This window comes from Actinokineospora spheciospongiae, assembly GCF_003182415.1.
Classification (GTDB): Bacteria; Actinomycetota; Actinomycetes; order Mycobacteriales; family Pseudonocardiaceae; genus Actinokineospora; species Actinokineospora spheciospongiae.
Genome location: NZ_QHCP01000013.1, coordinates 90,020 through 106,048 on the forward strand (window position 1 = coordinate 90,020; position 16,029 = coordinate 106,048).

At 71.1% G+C, this 16,029-nt stretch carries 13 protein-coding genes; 5 read left to right on the forward strand and 8 right to left on the reverse strand.

From position 1 onward, the window contains the following. Positions 1–192: 192 nt before the first annotated feature. The 5 genes from DFQ13_RS27620 to DFQ13_RS27640 all read right to left on the reverse strand — a co-directional run bounded on the left by DFQ13_RS27620 (position 193) and on the right by DFQ13_RS27640 (position 5,210). Entirely contained in the window at positions 193–792 is a 600-nt protein-coding gene (locus DFQ13_RS27620; RefSeq protein ID WP_110081895.1) for a hypothetical protein, read from the reverse strand. 121 nt (positions 793–913) lie between these two features. Continuing rightward, positions 914–1,822 (reverse strand): choice-of-anchor P family protein, encoded by a 909-nt coding sequence (locus DFQ13_RS27625; protein ID WP_110081896.1) that lies wholly within the window; start codon positions 1,820–1,822, stop codon positions 914–916. Positions 1,823–2,115: 293 nt separating this feature from the next. Then, positions 2,116–2,994 (reverse strand): carbohydrate ABC transporter permease, encoded by an 879-nt coding sequence (locus tag DFQ13_RS27630; RefSeq protein ID WP_084176394.1) that lies wholly within the window; start codon positions 2,992–2,994, stop codon positions 2,116–2,118. Continuing rightward, a complete protein-coding gene (locus DFQ13_RS27635; protein ID WP_110081897.1) occupies positions 2,991–3,968 on the reverse strand; it encodes a carbohydrate ABC transporter permease in 978 nt (325 codons plus the stop codon). The genes DFQ13_RS27630 and DFQ13_RS27635 overlap by 4 nt, the downstream gene beginning before the upstream one ends. Positions 3,969–4,058: 90 nt before the next feature. Further along, on the reverse strand, positions 4,059–5,210 hold the full coding sequence (locus DFQ13_RS27640) for an ABC transporter substrate-binding protein (protein WP_233427900.1): 1,152 nt from the start codon (positions 5,208–5,210) through the stop codon (positions 4,059–4,061). A gap of 445 nt (positions 5,211–5,655) precedes the next feature. On the opposite strand from DFQ13_RS27640, the gene DFQ13_RS27645 reads away from it, so the two are divergent. Continuing rightward, positions 5,656–6,753 carry an ABC transporter ATP-binding protein gene (locus DFQ13_RS27645; protein WP_110081898.1) on the forward strand — a complete coding sequence of 366 codons (1,098 nt, stop codon included), beginning with the start codon at positions 5,656–5,658 and terminating at the stop codon, positions 6,751–6,753. A gap of 624 nt (positions 6,754–7,377) precedes the next feature. Here the strand turns inward: DFQ13_RS27645 and DFQ13_RS27650 are convergent. Together DFQ13_RS27650 and DFQ13_RS27655 are read right to left on the reverse strand one after the other, a co-directional pair. After that, positions 7,378–8,424 (reverse strand): LacI family DNA-binding transcriptional regulator, encoded by a 1,047-nt coding sequence (locus DFQ13_RS27650; RefSeq protein ID WP_110081899.1) that lies wholly within the window; start codon positions 8,422–8,424, stop codon positions 7,378–7,380. 1 nt (position 8,425) lies between these two features. Further along, positions 8,426–10,000, reverse strand: coding sequence for a glycoside hydrolase family 13 protein (locus DFQ13_RS27655; protein WP_110081900.1), 1,575 nt, complete (start codon positions 9,998–10,000; stop codon positions 8,426–8,428). Between the two features lie 264 nt (positions 10,001–10,264). Here DFQ13_RS27655 and DFQ13_RS27660 point away from each other — a divergent pair, with 264 nt between their 5' ends. Then, on the forward strand, positions 10,265–11,656 hold the full coding sequence (locus DFQ13_RS27660) for an alpha-amylase (protein ID WP_110081901.1): 1,392 nt from the start codon (positions 10,265–10,267) through the stop codon (positions 11,654–11,656). A 172-nt stretch (positions 11,657–11,828) separates the two neighbouring features. Beyond that, on the forward strand, positions 11,829–12,053 hold the full coding sequence (locus DFQ13_RS27665) for a hypothetical protein (RefSeq protein WP_146241374.1): 225 nt from the start codon (positions 11,829–11,831) through the stop codon (positions 12,051–12,053). Between the two features lie 217 nt (positions 12,054–12,270). Here the strand turns inward: DFQ13_RS27665 and DFQ13_RS27670 are convergent, their stop codons facing one another. Beyond that, on the reverse strand, positions 12,271–13,383 hold the full coding sequence (locus tag DFQ13_RS27670; RefSeq protein ID WP_233438602.1) for an ROK family transcriptional regulator: 1,113 nt from the start codon (positions 13,381–13,383) through the stop codon (positions 12,271–12,273). A gap of 81 nt (positions 13,384–13,464) precedes the next feature. Between DFQ13_RS27670 and xylA the strand changes: the two genes are divergently transcribed. Next, entirely contained in the window at positions 13,465–14,634 is a 1,170-nt protein-coding gene (xylA, locus tag DFQ13_RS27675; RefSeq protein ID WP_110081904.1) for a xylose isomerase, read from the forward strand. Further along, positions 14,631–16,022 (forward strand): xylulokinase, encoded by a 1,392-nt coding sequence (gene xylB, locus DFQ13_RS27680; RefSeq protein ID WP_110081905.1) that lies wholly within the window; start codon positions 14,631–14,633, stop codon positions 16,020–16,022. Before xylA ends, xylB begins: the two co-directional genes overlap by 4 nt. Positions 16,023–16,029: the final 7 nt, after the last annotated feature.

A 16,029-nucleotide genomic window follows, 5' to 3' on the forward strand; every position in this document is an offset into this window, starting at 1 on the left:
CCCTTGCACGCCTGCCGTCGCGTGGCGGGGCAGGCCAGAGCACCAAACCACGGCTGCATGTCGGGGTATAGGTCCGTTTGGCTGCAATGGCTTGCGAGGGGTTGCGCAACTGGGTGTCTGTTTGGAATCCGGGTTTCGGTGGGTGCCAGGCCGCCGGTTCTCGGGTGGCCGGGGTGGCGTCGGGGGCGGGGTCTAGAGGTCCAGGCCGAGCCTGCGGAGTTCGTGGCGGGCGAGGGTGTCGATGGCGTCGGGGTCGCCGGTGCGCCAGCCGGTGGCGATGCCCTTGGTCTTGGCGAGGCGGGGGAGGGAGGTGGTGACCAGGGCGCGCAGGGCGAGGAGGTCGTGGCCCTCGGTGCCCGCGGCGCGCAGGCGGGTGGCGGCGGTGGCCTCGCGGACGTAGCGGTGGCGGCGGGGGAACCAGACGATGAGGAGGAAGGCGATCGGGACGGCGATGAGGGCGACGGTGACCCAGAGGGCGAGGTCCTGGACCGCCTCGATCTGCCACTGGCCCGCCGCGGTGAGCTTGTCGCCCGCGCCGGAGCCGGTCTTGAGGGCGCCCGCCAGTTCGTCGCCGACCAGGGGGACGTCGTCGGCGTGGGAGGCGGCCTGGTCGAAGGTGTCGCGCAGGTTGGTGCCCGCGGTGATGAGGCCGTCGCCGGGGCCGCGGAGTTCGAGGATGCGCTCGCGGACCTCCTTGGCCAGCCAGGTGGCGAGCAGGACCAGGAGGAGGGCGACCAGGTCGCCGACCGCCTGCCTGGTGCGGCGGGTCGGTTCGTCGGCGTAGAGCTTCATCTGCCCGGGGTACCCGGTTGCGGGGAGGGCCACGCTCAGCCGAACAGCGGCACTCGGCCGAGCCCGGGACGCGCGGAAGGGCCGCCCCGCCGGGGGACGGCCCTTCCGGTCAGTGCCGTGCTCAGGCGGTGCGCTTGCGGCGGGCGTACCAGAACGCGCCCGCGCCGCCGCCGACGAGGGCGACGCCGCCGATGGCCAGCGGGAGGATGCCGGTGGCGCCGGTGTTGGCCAGGTCGTCCTCGTTGGCGACCGGGGTCACGCCGCCGTTGTCACCGGAGCCCGAACCCGAGTCCGAACCGGAGCCGGAGCCCGGGGTGGTGGCCACGGGGGAGGAGGTGGGGTTGGAGGGCGTCTCCACGTCCTTGTCGCCGCCGCCCGCGTTCGGGGCGGTGGTCGACGGGCCGCCGTCGCCGCCGCCCGTGGTCTTGCCGCACTTGGCCTGCGACAGGATGATGTCGCCCTGCGCCAGGTTCTTGAGCTGGCCGCCGAAGCTGACGTGCAGGGCGTTGACGGTCAGCGAACCGTCGGCGCCGGTGATCTGCTCGTCCACCGAGACGGTCGCCAGGCCCGCGACGTCGACCTTGCCGCGCGCCGAGACGTCGACCTTGTGACCCATCAGGGTCACCTCGGCCAGGGTGGACTTGCCGGTGACGGTCTTGCCGTCGCTGGTGCAGGTGGCCTCGACGATCTTCGCCTTGAGGATGCCCAGCACGTCGACCTCGGCGATGCTGGCGGTGCTGACCAGCTTCGAGCCGGTGAGGTCGGAGGACGCGTTGACGACCTTCGCCACCACGCCCGCCTTGGCCAGGTCCACCTTGACGACCGACTTGTCGTCCCCGGCCGGGTAGGTGGCCAGCGGCGCCGGGCCGACCGACACCGAGGCGGCGTTGAGCGCCTTGGCCTGCACGGACACGGCGAAGGCGCTACCCGTGGGACCACCGGTGGCGGCCGCGAACGGGGCGGTCAGCGCGGTCAGCGCGGCGGTGCCTGCAACAGCGGCGGAGAGAGCGAACAGGCGGGGAGGACGCACGGGGGACTCCAAGGTCGGACGGGGCCGAATGGCCGATCGGGACCGCCAGGATGGCCGTCATCCCTTTGGCGGATCAAGTCCACAACCGTGACCTTTTTCGGGAGAAAAGTGGCGCTCCGCAACAAAGTGTCAGTTTTTCGGGTGAATCCACACCATCGTGCGCAACAGCGTGGATCTTGCTTGGTCGATCACAACAAAAACGCCCCCCGTCACGGGGGGTGCGTGATCGGTTTCACAAAGCAACGAGGCCGTTCCCGGGGGCGGGAACGGCCTCGGTGTGCATGCGCGGTCGGCTACTTGACGCCGCCCGCGGTCAGCCCGGCGACGATCCGGCGCTGGAAGAGCAGCACCAGGATCACCAGCGGGATGGTGACGATCACGCCCGCCGCCATCTGGGTGCCGAAGGGGGCGTCGAAGTCGGTGGTGCCGGTGAACTGGGAGCTGATGACCGGCGCCGTCTTGAGGCTCTTCTCGTTCACCACCGACAGGGCGATGATGAACTCGTTCCACGCCGCGATGAAGGTGATGATCGCGGTGGTGAACACCCCGGGGGCGGCCAGCGGGAGGATGACCTTCCGGAAGGCCTGCGCCGGGGTGCAGCCGTCGATCTGGGCAGCCTCCTCCAGCTCGGTGGGCATCTGCCGGAAGAACGCGGTCAGGTTCCACACCGCCAGCGGCAGGGCGAAGCTCATGCTCGGCACGATCATCGCCTGGTAGGTGTTGATCCAGCCGATCGAGCTGAACAGCTCCAGCAGCGGCACCAGCAGGGAGATCGTCGGGAACATCGAGGTGACCATGACGATGCCCAGCACCAGGTTCTTGAACCTGAAGTCCAACCGGGCCAGGGCGTACGCGGTGAGCGTGCCGATCAGCAGGACCAGCACCGTGGTGATGCCCGCGACCAGGAACGAGTTGAGCAGCGCGCGCAGGAAGCCGTTGTCCTCCGAGAACGCGGCGCTGTAGTTCTCCACCGAGAACGGGCTGGGCACCGGGGCGTCGGAGAAGATGTCGTTCGAGCGGCGCAGGCTGGAGACCAGCATCCAGTAGAACGGCGACAGGCAGTACAGCACGATCGCGCCGATGCCCGCGTACGGCGCCCACCAGTACCAGGGGCGGCCCTTGCCCAGCGTGGCCGCGGCGGCCCGCGGGGGTGCGTCGAGGGTGGTGGTCATCGGCCCTTCTTCCCGTCGCGGGTGCCGAGGACGTCGGCGCCGAGGAGTTTGACGAACACGAACGCCACGACCGCGACGTAGGCGAACAGGAAGATCGAGTACGCCGACGCCGGGCCGTACTTGCCGAACTTCACCGCCTCCTCGTAGGCGATCACGGTGATGGTGTCGGTGGCGTCCTTGCCCGGCCCGATCAGGGTGAACGGCAGGTCGAACAGGCGCAGCGTGTCGAGGATGCGGAACAGCACCGCCACCAGCAGCGTCGGCTTGACCAGCGGCAGCGTGATCGACCAGAAGGTCTTCCACGGCGACGCGCCGTCCAGCTTGGCCGCCTCGTACACCTCGTTGGAGATGACCTGCAGGCCCGCCAGGACCAGCAGGCCGATGAACGGCGCGGTCTTCCACGTGTCGGCGATGATGACGGCGAACCAGGCCTGGATGCCGTCGGTGGTCCACAGGACCGGCTCGTCCAGGTCCAGGACCTTGTTCACCACGCCGTCGGCCTGGAAGATCCACCGCCACAGCAGACCGGCGATCGCCGTGGGCACCGCCCACGGCACCAGGATCGCCGCGCGCACCAGTGCCCGGCCCTTGAACGCCCGGTGCATCACCAGCGCCATCAGCACCCCGAGCACGACCTCGATGGACACCGCGACGACGGTGAACGTGGTGGTGTTCATCAGCGCGTTGCGGAAGCGCTCACCGGCGTCCCCGCTGAACATGTCGGTGAAGTTGTCCAGTCCGACGAACGTCTCGCCGGACTGCACCAGGCCCGTCTCCGGGTCGATGCCGTCGTTGTCGCGGTAGAAGGACAGCCGGAACGCCGCGAGGATCGGGTAGGCCACCACCAGTGCCAGCACGAGCATGGTGGGGGAGACCAGCAGCGCGGCCAGTCGGCCGGTGCCCGCGCGCCGGTCCTGCTTCACGGGCGGGGCGGGAGGGGGTGGTGTGGGCGGTGCGTCGACAGTGGTCGCCATGCGGGATCTCCAGCGGCGGAACGGGAACAGGGGTGCTTCCGGTACGGGAACGGGGCCTCGGCTGATCCGCCGAGGCCCCGTGCCGCGCGACTACTGCTTGGTCAGCTCTTCCAGCTTGGACTGCAACTTCTTGAGCGCGTCCTCACTGGTCGTGGTGCCGCCCATGGCGTCGTAGGCGGCCTGCTGGATCGCCGAGGACACCTCCTGGTACTTGACCACCGCGGGGCGCTTCTTGGCCGCCTCGATGCTCTTCTTCAGCTCGGTCAGGTACGGGAACTGCGCGATCAGGGCCTGCTCGTCGTACAGGGAGGCCCAGGTCGGCGCCTGCGAGGTCTTCTCCAGGTTGTCGCGCTGCTGCTTCTCGTCGATCGAGTACTTGATGAAGTCCAGCGCGGTCTTCTTGTTCTTGGCGAAGCTGGAGATGGCGTAGTTGTGCCCGCCCAGGGTCGAGGCGCCGGGGCCGTCGAGGCCGGGCAGCGGGGCGACGGCGAACTTGCCCGCCACCTGCGAGGAACCGTCGGTCGCGTTGGCCTTGGCGTACTGGTACGGCCACTGGCGCTGGAACAGCAGCTCACCGGCCTGGAAGGCGCGGCGGCCCTCCTCCTCCTTGAAGGTGCGCGCCTTCTGGCTGATCTGGCCGGACTTGATGCCCTCGACGAGGAAGTCCAGGCCCTTCTTGGCCTCCGGGGTGTTGACGTTCGGCTTGCCGTCGTCACCGACGACGACACCGCCCGCGGAGTTGACCGCCTCGGAGAAGTTGACCGTCAGGCCCTCGTACTTCTCGAACTGCCCGGCGTAGCAGGAGGTCCCGGGCGCGGTCGGCAGGACCTTGTCGCAGGCCGCCTTCATCTCCGCCCACGTGGTCGGCGGCTTCACGCCCGCCGCGTCGAGCAGGTCCTTGCGGTAGTACAGCAGGCCGCCGTCGGAGGTGGTCGGCACCGCGTAGAGCTTGTTGAAGTACTTGCCGGTCTCGACGGTGGCGGGCAGCAGCTTGTCCAGCGGCAGCTCCGACTCGGGAAGCTGGGTGACCCACTGGTTGGCCGCGAACTCCGCGGTCCAGATGACGTCGAGGTTGAGCACGGTGTACGCGTCGGACTTCGTCGTCGCGTTCTGCACCATCTGCTGGCGCTGCGCGTCGGCGTCCTCGGGCAGCTCGATGACCTTCACGATCTGGTCCGGGTGCTGCTGGTTCCAGGTGTCGACCTGGTTCTGCAGGTTGCCGGAGAAGTCCTTGCCCGTCACCAGGGTGATCGGACCGACGCCCTCCAGGGCCGCCGGGGTCGACCCGGAACTGGGGGACGAACCGGAATCCGACGACCCGCACGCGCTGACGCCCAGGACCAGGGCGGCCGCTAATGCGGCACCGCGTGCGACACGACCTTGCGTTACCACGACGCCTCCACAGGTGATTCGACTCCGGGGCGCGCGTGCGCCGATCGACGCCGGGCCCCGCTCAGTGTTAAGCGGACTGTTCACGCAAGTTGCCGCCAAGGGAACGCACATGGGTTCGTCGTTACCGTTTCGAGACTGGAACCGTGACGCCTCCGTCATGGAATTGCGGAAAGCCTTGCAGGTTCCCCTGGTGCGGCACAGGGGTTTCCGGCATCCTGGGGCGACCCCGGCGCGGTGTCGCGATCGCGGCCGCCGCCGGGCACCCCATCGCCGAGCTGATGAAGGATGACGCGAGATGGCCGAGGTGCGTTACGAGGCAGCGTCGAGGATCTACCCGGGATCGCCCCCGGTGAAGGCGGTCGACGGCCTCGACCTGGAGGTCGCCGACGGGGAGTTCCTGGTCCTGGTCGGCCCGTCCGGTTCCGGCAAGTCCACCGCCCTGCGGATGTTGGCGGGCCTGGAGGACGTCAACGAGGGCGTCATCCGCATCGGTGATCGGGATGTGACCAATGTGCCGCCGAAGGGGCGGGATATCGCGATGGTGTTTCAGTCGTATGCGTTGTACCCGCATATGACGGTGGCGCAGAACATGGGGTTCGCGCTGAAGTTGCAGGGGTTGGCGAAGTCGGAGATCGAGACCAAGGTGCAGGAAGCTGCCAGGTTGCTTGACTTGGAGAAGTATCTGGCTCGGAAGCCGAAGGCGTTGTCGGGTGGGCAGCGGCAGCGGGTGGCGATGGGGCGGGCGATCGTGCGTGATCCGGCGGTGTTCTTGATGGATGAGCCGTTGTCGAACTTGGATGCGAAGTTGCGGGTGGAGACGCGGGCGAACATTGCCGCGTTGCAGCGGCGGTTGGGGACGACGACGATCTATGTGACGCATGATCAGGTTGAGGCGATGACGATGGGGCATCGGGTGGCGGTGCTCAAGGATGGGTTGTTGCAGCAGTGTGACACTCCGCGCGCTTTGTACGACCGGCCGCAGAACGCTTTTGTCGCGGGGTTCATCGGGTCGCCCGCGATGAACCTGCACACCGCTCGGGTGGAGGGGGACGCGGTTCTGCTGGGTGGGCTGGCGGTTCCGCTGCCCCGGGAGACGATCAAGGCCATTGGTGACGCCGGTCTGTCGGAGGTCACGCTGGGTGTTCGGCCGGAGTCGCTGGGGCTGGTTCCCTCGGGCAGCGACGGTGGGTTCGAGCTGGTGGTTGAGCTGGTCGAGGAGTTGGGGGCGGACGCGCTGGTGCACGGGTCCATCGCCGGGGAGGGCGGGGACCGGTTGGTGATGCGGGTCGACGGGCGCACGCCGCCCGCGCTGGGGCAGACGGTGACGGTGACCGTCCGCGATGCGGGCGAGTTGCACCTGTTCGACCCGCGCAGTGGCGCTCGCCTGGTTTGATGTGTGGTGCCGGACGCCCCGCGGACTCAGGGCCCGCGGGGCGTCCGGTGCTTTACGCGCTGCGGCTGTTGGTGCGCCGTGTCTGTGTTTGTAAAGCGCCGGTCTTTTGCCGGGGTGCCCGGGTGGGTGGATGTGCTCTGGTTTCAGAGCCCGGTCTTTGTGTGGCTGGTGCCCGGGTGGGTGGATGTGCTTCGCCGCGAGCTTCGGCTCAGGCCCGGTTGTTTGGTGGGTGGTGCCCGGCTGGGTGGATGTGTTTGGCCGGGGCCCCTATGGCGATCATGTGCTCCAGTGCGTCAGGTGGGGCTGAAAAGATGCCCCACCGCCCAGGCAGGCTGTCACATGATCGCCACCCCCGGCCAAACACATCCACCCACCCGGGCATTTTGTGGCCGGGCCGGCGGTTTCGGGGTGGTCGGCCTGCGTTCAGGACCTCCACCCACCCGGGCAGTTGCTTGGCCGGGCCGCCGGTTCTCGGGTGGTCGGCCTGCGTTCAGGACCTCCACCCACCCGGGCAGTTCGCTCGCCGGGCCGGCGGTTGCGGGGGTGGCTGGCTGACCGCCAAGCGCATCCGCCCACCGGGCATTCGTTCGCCGGGCCTGCGGTTTGTCGGGTGGCCTGTGGCGGTCAGCCCGGGTGGCGGGCGGCGGCGGTGGAGCCGCGTACGACCAGTTCCGGCATGAACACGTACTCCGCGTGCGGGGCCGGGTTGCCGGTGACCTCCTCCAGCAGGGCGTTCACCGCCGCCTGGCCCATCGCGTCGACCGGTTGGCGCAGCGTGGTCAGCGGGGGGTCGGCGAAGACGATCAGGGGGGAGTCGTCGAAGCCGACCACCGAGATGTCCCTGGGGACGGCGAGGCCGCGTTGGCGGGCGGCTCGGATGGCGCCGAAGGCCATCAGGTCGCTGCCGCAGATGATCGCCGTGCAGTCGCGGTCGATGAGGGCGTTGGCCGCCGCTTGGCCGCCCTCGACGGTGAACAGGGAGTGTTGGATGAAGCCCTCCGCCTGCTCCGCCGACAGGGGGAGGGCGGTGCGCATGTGCTGGACGAAGCCCTCGATCTTGCGGACGACCGGGACGTAGCGGCGGGGGCCCACGGCCAGGCCGATGCGTTCGTGGCCCAGTTCCACCAGGTGTTGCACCGCCAGCCTCATGGCCGAGCGGTCGTCGGTGGAGACGAAGGGGGCCGAGACGCGTTCGGTGTAGCCGTTGATCATCACGAAGGGGACGCCCCGGCCCGCCAGCTTGACGTAGCGGTCCATGTCGGCGGTGGAGTCCGCGTGCAGGCCGGAGACGTAGATGATGCCGTTGACGCCCCGGTCGACCAGGGTGTTGGTCAGTTCGTCCTCGGTGGAGCCGCCGGGGCTCTGCGTGCACAGGACCGGGGTGTAGCCGTCGCGGGTCAGGACCTGTTCGATCACCTGGGCGAACGCCGGGAAGATGGGGTTGCTCAGTTCCGGGGTGATCAGGCCGATGAGGCCCGCGCTGCGGGCCTGGAGGCGGGCGGGGCGTTCGTAGCCGAGGGTGTCGAGGGCGGCCAGCACGGTCTGGCGGGTCGTGGTGGACACGCCCGCCTTGCCGTTGAGCACCCGGCTGACCGTGGCCTCGCTGACCCCGGCCTGCGCGGCGATGTCGCTCAGCCGCGCGGTGGACCCGGACGCGGGGGGTGTTGGCACGTCAGGCTTCCCACCACACCGAGGTGTCGGTCGGCAGCAGGGTGTCCGAACCGTCCACTTCGTACTCGTCCGAGGCCAGCAGCACGGTCCCGGCGGGCAGCCGGGCCGGTTCGGGGCCGAGGTTGACCGCGCAGTGCAGGGTGCGACCGGCCGCCGTGCGGGAGAACCACAGCACCTCCGGTTCGCTGTCCTGCCAGTCCACCGCGTCGCCCGCGCCCAGGGCGGGGTGTTCGCGGCGGGTGTGCAGGGCGCCGCGGTACAGCTCCAGGGTGGAGCCCTCCACGCCGGTCTGCGCCTCGACCGACAGCTCGGACCACGCCTCCGGCTGCGGCAGCCACGGGGTCGAGCCGTCCGCGCCGAAGCCGAGCGCGCTGCCGCCCCGGGTCCACGGGATCGGCACCCGGCAGCCGTCGCGGCCGCGGTCGGTGTGCCCGGAGCGCTCCCACATCGGGTCCTGCAACACCTCCTCGGGCAAGTCCAGCACTTCCTCCAGGCCCAGTTCCTCGCCCTGGTAGAGGTAGACCGAACCGGGCAGCGCCAGCATGAGCAGGATCGCCGCGCGGGCCCGGCGGACCCCCGCCGGGCCGCCGCCGTAGCGGGTGGCGTGCCGGTGCACGTCGTGGTTGGACAGCACCCAGGTGGCGGGGGCGCCCACGGCCGGGATGGCGGTCAGCGAGTGGTCGACGACCTCGCGCAGGGCCCGCGCCTCCCAGCCGGTCGTCAGGTAGTGGAAGTTGAACGCCTGGTGCAGTTCGTCCGGGCGCAGGTAGCGGGCGAGCCGCTCGGCGGTGGCCGTCCACGCCTCGGCGACCCCGATGCGCGGCGGGTCGTAGGTGTCGAGGACCTTGCGCCACTCGCGGTAGATCTCGTGCACGCCGTCCTGGTCGAAGTACGGCAGCGGGCGGGTCTCCAGGAGCTTGTGCTGCTCCTGGGCGCCGACGTCGGGGAACCCGTCCTGCTTGACCATGCCGTGCGCCACGTCGATGCGGAAGCCGTCGACGCCCAGGTCGAGCCAGAACCGCAGCACGTCGTGGAACTCGTCGCGCACCTGCGGGTTGGCCCAGTTCAGGTCCGGCTGGGTGGGGTCGAACAGGTGCAGGTACCACTGGCCGTCGGGCAGCCGGGTCCACGCCCCGCCGCCGAAGACCGACTCCCAGTCGTTGGGCGGCGCGTCGCCGGTGCCCTCGCGGAAGAGGTAGCGGTCGCGCTCGGGGGAGCCCGGCGCGCTCTGCAGGGCCTGCCGGAACCACTCGTGCCGCGACGAGGTGTGGTTGGGGACGATGTCGACGATGACCTTGAGGCCCTGCTCGTGCGCGGCCCGCACCAGCCCGCGCGCGTCGTCCAGGGTGCCCAGGGTCGGGTCGACGTCGCGGTAGTCGGCGACGTCGTAGCCGCCGTCGGCCATCGGCGAGGTGTAGAACGGGGTGATCCACAGCGCGTCGACGCCCAGGCCCGCCAGGTACGGCAGCCGCGACCGGATGCCCGGCAGGTCGCCGATCCCGTCGCCGTTGCCGTCGGCGAAGCTGCGCACGTACACCTGGTAGATGACCGCGTCCCGCCACCAGTCCCCAGCCATGGCACCCCTCCCGGTTGCTCAGGTCCGGGATCGACGCTAGCAGCGGGGAACGACGACTCGAAAGGGCTTGCAACCCGATTCAGCAACTTTGTGGCAAGCCCCCGCTCTTCCCCGCATCCCGGTGGTTCCCGACACACCGCAACTCTGGGAACTGGCAGCGCCGCTCGGGGGCTTGACGGCCGTGCCCACCGTCCCGATGCTGGGTTTCAGAAAGTTCCAGTCGTGTCCCGCCGCTCCCGCGAAGCCGACCGACGAGGAGACACCGTGGTCTCGACCCTGCGCCCGCTGCTCGCCGCCCTGGCCGTCCTCTCCGTCGGTGTCGTCGCCCCGGCGGCCCCGGCCGGGGCCGCGCCACCGGGCGCCAAGGACGTCACCGCCACCCTGTTCGAGTGGCGCTACGACTCCGTGGCGCGCGAGTGCCGCGACGTCCTCGGCCCGGAGGGGTACGGGTACGTGGAGGTCTCACCCGCCACCGAGCACATCCGGGGCCCGCAGTGGTGGACCTCCTACCAGCCGGTCAGCTACCGCATCGCCGGGCGGCTCGGCGACCGGGCCGCATTCAAGAACATGGTCGACACCTGCCACGCGGCGGGGGTGCGCGTCGTCGCGGACGCGGTGGTCAACCACATGTCGGCGGGTTCGGGCACCGGCACCGGCGGCACGTCCTACAGCAAGTACAACTACCCCGGGTACTACCAGAACCAGGACTTCCACTCCTGCCGCCAGCCGATCACCAACTACGGCGACCGCTACAACGTGCAGAACTGCGAGCTGGTCAACCTGTCCGATCTGGACACCGGCAACGACTACGTGCGCGGCGCCATCGCCGCGTACCTCAACGACCTGTCGTCGCTCGGGGTCGACGGTTTCCGCGTGGACGCGGCGAAGCACATGGCCGCCGCCGACGTCGCGGCGATCAAGTCCCGGCTGACCGACCCGTCGAAGTACTGGGTGCAGGAGGTCATCCACGGCGCGGGCGAGGCAGTGCAACCCTCGGAGTACCTGTCGATCGGCGACGTCGACGAGTTCCGCTACGCCACGAGCCTCAAGTCGGTGTTCAGCGGCGGGAAGTTGGCGGACCTGAGCCAGTTCGGCGAGGCGTGGGGGTTCGTGCCCTCGGCCAAGGCCCGGTCGTTCGTGGACAACTGGGACACCGAGCGCAACGGGTCGACGCTGAACGAGCGGTACGGGTCGACCTACACGCTGGCCAACGTGTTCATGCTGGCGTGGCCGTACGGGTCGCCGAACGTGTACTCGGGCTACAGCTTCGGCTCCACCGACGACGGACCGCCCAACGGCGGCGCGGTGAACGCCTGCTTCGCCGACGGGTGGCGGTGCCAGCACCTGTGGCGGCAGATCGCGAACATGGTCGGGTTCCGCAACGCGGTCGCCGGGCAGCCGGTGACGCGGTGGTGGTCCAACGGCGCCAACGCGATCGCCTTCGGCCGCGGCTCGAAGGGCTACGTGGTGATCAACCGCGAGGGGGCACCGCTGACCCGGGTGTTCCAGACCTCGCTCCCCGCGGCATCCTATTGCGACGTGCAACATGCAGAACCGGGCGCCGGGTGCACCACGCGCTACACCATCGCATCCGACGGTACTTTCACCGCAACGGTGGGCGCCGGGGACGCGATCGCGCTGCATGCGGGAACCTGAAGGGGATTCGCAACGGTAAGTGTCGACTGGCGCCTCGTGTGCTAGGCCATTAGGGTGGCCGCACTGCTGCAGGATGGGGTACGTGAACCGGAAGTAACTGAATTCAGCAGTCTTGTTCACCCTTTCGTGACCCCTCCGTGGCGTCCACTCGAGATGCTGGACCCGTACACGGATGGGGGAGCGCATGTTCGACTGCGAGCACACCGAGGGGGTCGTCGAATCGACCCAGGACCCGGTGATCCTGGACCGGCAAGACGCCGCCCGCGCGTTGCTGGGGTACTTCCTCGCCAACGCCGACGCCAACGACCACGACGCCAACGACCACCTGGTCGAGGAGTTCCGCCGCCGCGCCCGCGACGCGCGCAACCTCCCCGCGCCCCGCGCCGACCAGGACTAGGTCGCTCCACCGGCGGGTTCGGCGCGGCAACCACATCCAGGGTGCGGCGTGTTCGTCGATCGGACCGCAGAGCGGCCAGTGGGCGGCGCGCACCGCGGCGTGGCCCGGCTCCCGCAGGCGCTCCGGTGTCTGCCAACGCGGGAGGGCGCCTGCGCCCGGTGCGACCGTGGTCGGAATGGGCCGGGACGATCGTCGCCACTCCCGCCCTGCCCAAGGGTCACAGCGCCTGACCGGCGCCCCGCAGGTAGGAATCGGGGTCCGCGCGGATGTGGTCGACGGCGGCCCTGGCCACGCCCAGGGCCGCCGCCTCGCGGCCGAGGGTGGACGCGACCACCGTGGGCGGGGACCAGCGCGCGCCGATCACCCGGCGGGCCAGTTCCGCGCGCAGTGGGCCGAGCAGCCAGGGGGCGAGGCGGGCGTGGTCCCCGCCGAGCACGATCGTCGGGATGTCCAGCAGGTTGACCAACCCGGACAGGGCCTGGCCCAGGCGGGTGCCCGCGCTTTCCAGCGCCGACAACGCTTCCGGGTCGCCGTCCGCCGCCGCCTGGCGGGTGGGCAGCGCGGCCGTGCCCGCGTAGGTCTCCAGGCAGCCGCGGGCCCCGCAGCCGCAGCGGGGGCCGGTGGGGTCGACGCAGAGGTGGCCCAGTTCGCCCGCGAAGCCGTGGACCCCGGTCAGCAGGGCGCCGTCGCGGACGATGCCCGCGCCGACGCCGACCTCGCCGGAGACGAGGACGTAGTCGCGGGGGCCGTCGGGGCGCAGTTCGGCCAGGGCCGCCGCGTTGGCCTCGTTGGCGACGGTGACCGGCACGCCGACGTCCAGCGCGATGTCCACTTCGGACCAGTCCAGGTTCGGCGCGGAGAGCAGCACGCCGCCGCGGACCAGGCCGGGCACCGCGACGCCCACCCCGCCCACCGGCACCCCCTGCCCGGCCAGGGACCGGACAACCCGGGTGACGACCGCCAGCACCTGCTCCGGGGCCCGGCCGCGGTTGTCGCCGGAGCGCACCCGGCGGGCGCGGACACCGCCGAGCGGGTCGACCAGGCAGGCCGTCACGTGGTCGACGCCGACGGCCACCCCCACCCCGTGCGGGCCGGTGGCCGACAGGGCCAGCCCGGTGCCGGTGCGACCGCGGCCGGTCCGCTCGACCGGGCCCGTCTCGGCGACCAGCCCGCCCGCGACCAGGTGGTCGACCAGGCTGGACACCGTGGCCTTGGCCAGGCCGGTCATCGCGGCCAGGCCCGCGCGGGAGCAGCCCGGGTTGGCGGTGACGGCGGCGAGCAGCAGGGCGCTGTTGTGCCTGCGCACGTCGAGCTGACCTGCTGGGCGCACCCCGGGACCTCCCGCGCTTGACGGACGCCGAACCCCGATTTAAGTTCAGCGACTGAACGAATACTGCCATCGGAGGCGACGATGCCAACACCCAGCCCGGACGACAGGTTCAGCTTCGGCCTCTGGACGGTCGGCTGGCGGGCGGCCGACCCGTTCGGTTCGGCGACCCGGCCCGAGCTCGACCCGGTCGAGGCCGTGCACCGGCTGGCCGAACTCGGCGCGTGGGGCATCACCTTCCACGACGACGACCTCATCCCCTTCGGCTCCGACACCGCCGCCCGCGACGCGCACGTCGCCCGGTTCCGGGCCGCGCTCGACGAGACCGGCATGGTCGCGCCGATGGTCACCACGAACCTGTTCGGCCACCCGGTGTTCAAGGACGGCGCGTTCACCAGCAACGACCGCTCGGTCCGCCGCTTCGCGCTGCGCAAGGCGCTGCGCAACGTCGACCTGGCCGCCGAGCTGGGCGCGCGGACCTTCGTGCTCTGGGGTGGCCGCGAGGGCTCCGAGACCGACGCCGCCAAGGACTTCCGGGTCGCCCTCGACCGCTACCGGGAGGGCATCGACACCGTCGCCGGGTACGTCAAGGACCAGGGCTACGACCTGCGGCTGGCCCTGGAACCCAAGCCGAACGAGCCGCGCGGCGACATCCTGCTGCCCACCATCGGGCACGCGCTGGCGTTCATCGCCGAACTGGAGCACGGCGACATCGTCGGGGTGAACCCCGAGGTCGGGCACGAGCAGATGGCCGGGCTGGACTTCGTGCACGGCGCGGCGCAGGCGCTGTGGGCGGGCAAGCTGTTCCACCTCGACCTCAACGGCCAGAAGGGCCCGCGCTACGACCAGGACATGGTCTTCGGCCACGGCGACCTGGTCTCGGCGTTCTTCCTCGTCGACCTGCTGGAGTCCGCCGGGTACACCGGGCCGAGGCACTTCGACTACAAGCCGACCCGCACCGAGGACATGACCGGGGTGTGGGCGTCGGCGGCGGCGAACATGCGGATGTACCTGCTGCTCAAGGAGCGGGCGGCGGCGTTCCGGGCCGACCCGGAGGTGCGCGCGGCGCTGGCGGTGTCCGGGGTGGACGAGCTGACCCGGCCGACCCTGGCCGCCGGTGAGACCACCGCCGACCTGCTGGCCGACCGGTCCGCCTTCGAGGACTTCGACGCCGACAAGGCCGGGGAGCGCGGCTACGGGTTCGTCGCGCTCGCCCAACTGGCGATGGAGCACCTCATGGGCGCCCGGGGATGAGGACCCTGGTCGCGGGCGTCGACTCCTCCACCCAGTCCTGCAAGGTCGTCGTCCGCGACGCCGAGGACGGCACCGCGGTGCGCTCGGGCAGCGCCGCCCACCCCGACGGGTCCGAAGTGGACCCCCGGCACTGGTGGTCGGCGCTGGCCCTGGCGATCGAGCGGGCGGGCGGCCTGGACGACGTGGCCGCCCTGTCGGTCGGCGGGCAGCAGCACGGCATGGTCGCCCTCGACGACACCGGCGCGGTCATCCGCGACGCGCTGCTGTGGAACGACACCCGCTCGGCCCGGGCGGCGGCCGACCTGATCGCCGAACTGGGCGGGCCGAAGGCGTGGGCGGACGCCGTCGGCACCGTGCCCACGGCGTCGTTCACCGTCACCAAGCTGCGCTGGCTCGCCGAGCACGAGCCGGACAACGCCGCCAGGGTCGCCGCGGTCGCCCTCCCGCACGACTGGCTGACCTGGCGCCTCGCGGGCGGTGCCGACCACGCTGACCTCGACACCCTCACCACCGACCGCGGCGACGCCAGCGGCACCGGCTACTACGCCACCCGCACCGGCACCTACCTGCCCGAGCACCTGACCCGCGCCCTCGGCCACGGCGCCCACCTGCCCCGGGTCGCCGGACCGGCCGAACAGGTCGGCACCGCGGGCCCCGTCCGCCTCGGCCCCGGCACCGGCGACAACGCCGCCGTCGCCCTCGGCGTCGGCGCCGAACCGGGCGACGTGGTCGTCTCCATCGGCACCTCCGGCACGGTCTTCGCCGTCAGCGACACCCCCACCGCCGACGAGACCGGCACCATCGCGGGCTTCGCCGACGCCACCGGCCGCCACCTCCCCCTGGTCTGCACCCTCAACGCCGCCCGCGTCCTCACCGCCACCCGCGAAATCCTCTCGGTCGACCTGGACCGGCTCAGCGAGTTGGCCCTGTCCGCCCCACCCGGCGCCGACGGCGTCGTGTTCCTCCCGTACCTGGAAGGCGAACGCACCCCCAACCGCCCGGACGCCACCGGCAGCGTCCACGGCCTCACCCTCGCCACCAGCACCCCCGCCCACCTGGCCCGGGCCGCCGTCGAAGGCGTCCTCTGCGGCCTCGCCGACGGCCTCGACGCCCTCACCACCGCGGGCGTCCGCGCCGACCGCGTCGTCCTGGTCGGCGGCGGCGCCCGCTCCGCCGCCCTGCGCGCCATCGCCCCCGGCATCTTCGGCCGCCCGGTCCTCGTCCCCGAACCAGCCGAGTACGCCGCGGAAGGCGCCGCCCGCCAAGCCGCCTGGACCCTCACCGGCGAAGCGGAACCGCCGCGGTGGGGGAGCGCGCGGACGTCGCTGTACGAGGCGGACCCCACACCCCACGTGCGCGCCCGCTACGCCGAGGTCCGCGACGCCTGACGTTCGT

Bases quoted from the DNA above. Each gene is read 5' to 3' on its own strand.
- DFQ13_RS27620 (WP_110081895.1), bottom strand. From the start codon at position 792: ATGAAGCTCTACGCCGACGAACCGACCCGCCGCACCAGGCAGGCGGTC.
- DFQ13_RS27630 (WP_084176394.1), bottom strand. From the start codon at position 2,994: ATGACCACCACCCTCGACGCACCCCCGCGGGCCGCCGCGGCCACGCTG.
- xylA (WP_110081904.1), top strand. From the start codon at position 13,465: ATGCCAACACCCAGCCCGGACGACAGGTTCAGCTTCGGCCTCTGGACG.
- DFQ13_RS27655 (WP_110081900.1), bottom strand. From the start codon at position 10,000: ATGGCTGGGGACTGGTGGCGGGACGCGGTCATCTACCAGGTGTACGTG.
- DFQ13_RS27635 (WP_110081897.1), bottom strand. From the start codon at position 3,968: ATGGCGACCACTGTCGACGCACCGCCCACACCACCCCCTCCCGCCCCG.
- xylB (WP_110081905.1), top strand. From the start codon at position 14,631: ATGAGGACCCTGGTCGCGGGCGTCGACTCCTCCACCCAGTCCTGCAAG.
- DFQ13_RS27645 (WP_110081898.1), top strand. From the start codon at position 5,656: ATGGCCGAGGTGCGTTACGAGGCAGCGTCGAGGATCTACCCGGGATCG.
- DFQ13_RS27665 (WP_146241374.1), top strand. From the start codon at position 11,829: ATGGGGGAGCGCATGTTCGACTGCGAGCACACCGAGGGGGTCGTCGAA.